4 protein-coding genes are annotated in these 2,533 nt (G+C 63.0%); 1 reads left to right on the top strand and 3 read right to left on the bottom strand.

Going from position 1 to position 2,533, the window contains the following annotated elements:
* Window positions 1-408: helicase-related protein (locus tag GKN89_RS24220; RefSeq protein WP_255428415.1), on the top strand; the 408-nt coding region annotated here is incomplete at its 5' end.
* Window positions 409-460: 52 nt separating this feature from the next.
* Here the strand turns inward: GKN89_RS24220 and GKN89_RS24215 are convergent.
* The 3 genes from GKN89_RS24215 to GKN89_RS24205 all read right to left on the bottom strand — a co-directional run.
* Window positions 461-1,216 carry an ankyrin repeat domain-containing protein gene (locus GKN89_RS24215; protein WP_019452308.1) on the bottom strand — a complete coding sequence of 252 codons (756 nt, stop codon included), beginning with the start codon at window positions 1,214-1,216 and terminating at the stop codon, window positions 461-463.
* On the bottom strand, window positions 1,209-2,171 hold the full coding sequence (locus GKN89_RS24210; RefSeq protein WP_154747913.1) for a phospholipase: 963 nt from the start codon (window positions 2,169-2,171) through the stop codon (window positions 1,209-1,211). The genes GKN89_RS24215 and GKN89_RS24210 overlap by 8 nt, the downstream gene beginning before the upstream one ends.
* Window positions 2,172-2,359: 188 nt before the next feature.
* Window positions 2,360-2,533, bottom strand: a 174-nt coding sequence (locus GKN89_RS24205; RefSeq protein WP_195934034.1) for an autonomous glycyl radical cofactor GrcA, incomplete at its 5' end; no start/stop codon positions are given.

The following is a 2,533-nucleotide window of genomic DNA, read 5'->3' as shown; positions in this document are numbered from 1 at the left end:
GACGTCGCCGCGCGCGGTCTGGATATCCTCGATATCACCCACGTGTTCAACTTCGACATGCCGCGCACTGCGGATACCTACCTGCACCGTATCGGCCGTACCGGCCGCGCCGGGCGCAAAGGCACCGCCATTTCGCTGGTGGAAGCGCACGACCATCTGCTGCTGGGCAAAGTGGGCCGTTATCTGAACGAGCCGCTGAAAGCGCGCGTGATCGACGAGCTGCGGCCAAAAACCAAGGTGCCTAACGAGAAGAGCAACGGCAAGCCATCGAAGAAAGTGCTGGCCAAACGCGCGGAAGATAAAGCGAAGAACAAAGAAAAGGCCAAGGTGAAAGTGCGCCATCGCGACGCCAAAAACGTCGGTAAACGCCGTCAGGCGAAGGCCAAGCCGGCCGGCGACGCGGAATAACCGCCGCTGCCTAAGAAAAAACCGCCTGTGCAGGCGGTTTTTTTATGGGCGTTTACTGCTGCGCGTAGTGCGTGGAAAGACGATGCCCCTGCAGCCATTTGTCCAGCTCGCGGAACTGCGCCTTCAGCTCGTCATTCTGCAAATGCGCCGGCGTTTGCGAGAAGTAAAACTGGAACGCGACGCCCTGCTGGTTGCGCGCCCGGGCATCGGCCCCGGCCTGCAACAGCAGCAGCGCCAGGTGTGGCGCGTTGATCTTCGCCGCCAGATGCAGCGGCGTATCCCCCAGCCGATCGCTCAAGGTAGTGTCCGCTCCGGCCGCCAGCAGCAGCCGCAGCTGCTCCTCACGCCCGGCCAATACCGCCGCCGCCAGCGGCGTAGCGCCGGTCACGGCATTGCGCACGTTCACCTGCCCCCCTTGGGTCAACAGCAACCGCAGGTACTGTGGATCTTGCAGCATCGCCGCGGTGTGCAGCGCGCTGTTGCCGTCCAGCCCCGCAGCCGCTGCGTCGGCGCCGAGTTCCAGCAGCGTCTGCACGCTGCCCGGCTGCTGCGAAAGCACCGCCCACTGCAACAGCGTGACCTGCCGATCGCCCCGCTCGCGCAAACGATCCTGCGTCGCCTGCGCATGGATGCCCTGCGTATCGCCGCGCGCCACCGCCTGAGCCAGCGCCAGATTGCTGCGGCCGTCAAACGGCGAAATCTCCTGCCCCATCTGTTGCTCCTTAGCCATCATCAGTAAACCGGTCACCGCGACCAGCGCCAGTAAGGCTATCGCCAGCGCCCGCCGCAAGCGACGCCCTTCAGGCATTGGCCTTGGCCTCCCACGGCTTCTGTTCCGCCATCGAGCTTAACACCTTGTCGATGCCGTGCGCCGTCAGGCTGCGATCCAGGTGCTTGCTCGGCCGCCAGTCATCGATGCCGGTCAGGGTATCGTTGTTGGCCAGGGTGATGTTGTGGCCGATGGCGTCCGGGATCAGCGAGGTTGATTCCTGAGTACTGGTCAGCATGTCATATTGTTCGCTGTAACGGCGAATGCCGCCGGCTTCGGCATCTTTCTTCGCCGCCGCCGGATCGATGCCCAGGCGATTCAGGGTGTAATCCGACACTCCGGCCGCGTTGAAGGTGACCGCCGTAGTGCCGGTCGCCAGCGCCGCCGTAGCCGCCAGACCGCCGCCGAGCGAATGGCCGGCGATCACCAGCGCATCGCCAAAGGCCGTCTTGGCGCTTTTGGCGGCGGCAACCGCCTGATTGTACTGCACATCGTCATAGCCCGTCGCCTGCCGCACGTTGCTCAGCCAGTCGCGCCAGTCGTTGGTGCCGGCAAACGCCAATACAAACTGCTTGTCGTTGCTGTAAATCCCGGCCTGGAAACCGCTGCCCGCGTCGCGCAGGCTGGCGGGATCGATGCCGAAACCGAGCAGTGCGCTGTCGCTCAGGCGGTTAAACCCGGCGGCGCCCTGGCCGTTCAGCGAGTAAACGTCCTTGGCCAACAGCGCCAACGCATAATCGCCCTCTTGCGATTGCTGCCCCCGGGTCACGCCCGGTGCTGCTGCCGCCGTCGGCGCCGCTGCGGAGAGATCGCCGACCAACGTATTCAACAGATTCTGCGCATTGAGCGTGTTCTGAGAGGGGGTGGCCACCGGCGCGGGACTTGCCGGCGCGGCTGCGGGCTGCGCCGCCGGTGCCGTCTCGGCGGTGGCGCGAGGTGTAGGGATCGCGGCCACCGGAGATACTGCAGAGGTAAAACTTAAAGGCATACTCATGCCGACTCCTTGTCGATAGACTTTTTATTGAGCACCTGAATAGGTACTGACTTAGCTATCGGCAGGTCGGATGAGTTCTGTATTAGGAATGCTTAACTTTGTGCAAATTGTGATCCACGTTCGGTTTTCGGCCGCCAAACGCAAAAAAGGGAGCCGAAGCTCCCTCATTGCTACGATTGCGCCGCCGATTACAGGCTTTCGGTAAAGGTGCGGGCGATAACGTCGCGCTGCTGTTCCGGCGTCAGAGAGTTGAAGCGCACCGCATAGCCGGACACGCGGATGGTCAGCTGCGGGTATTTTTCCGGATGCTTGACCGCGTCTTCCAGGGTTTCACGGCGCAGCACGTTGACGTTCAGGTGCTG

Source organism: Serratia sp. YC16 (genome assembly GCF_009707615.1).
GTDB classification, from domain to species: Bacteria; Pseudomonadota; Gammaproteobacteria; order Enterobacterales; family Enterobacteriaceae; genus Serratia; species Serratia surfactantfaciens.
This window is presented reverse-complemented; position numbering and strand designations above follow the sequence as displayed.

What these genes read in the sequence shown, in the direction of transcription:
- GKN89_RS24210 (WP_154747913.1), bottom strand. Translation starts at nt 2,171, where the DNA reads ATGAGTATGCCTTTAAGTTTTACCTCTGCAGTATCTCCGGTGGCCGCG.
- GKN89_RS24215 (WP_019452308.1), bottom strand. Translation starts at nt 1,216, where the DNA reads ATGCCTGAAGGGCGTCGCTTGCGGCGGGCGCTGGCGATAGCCTTACTG.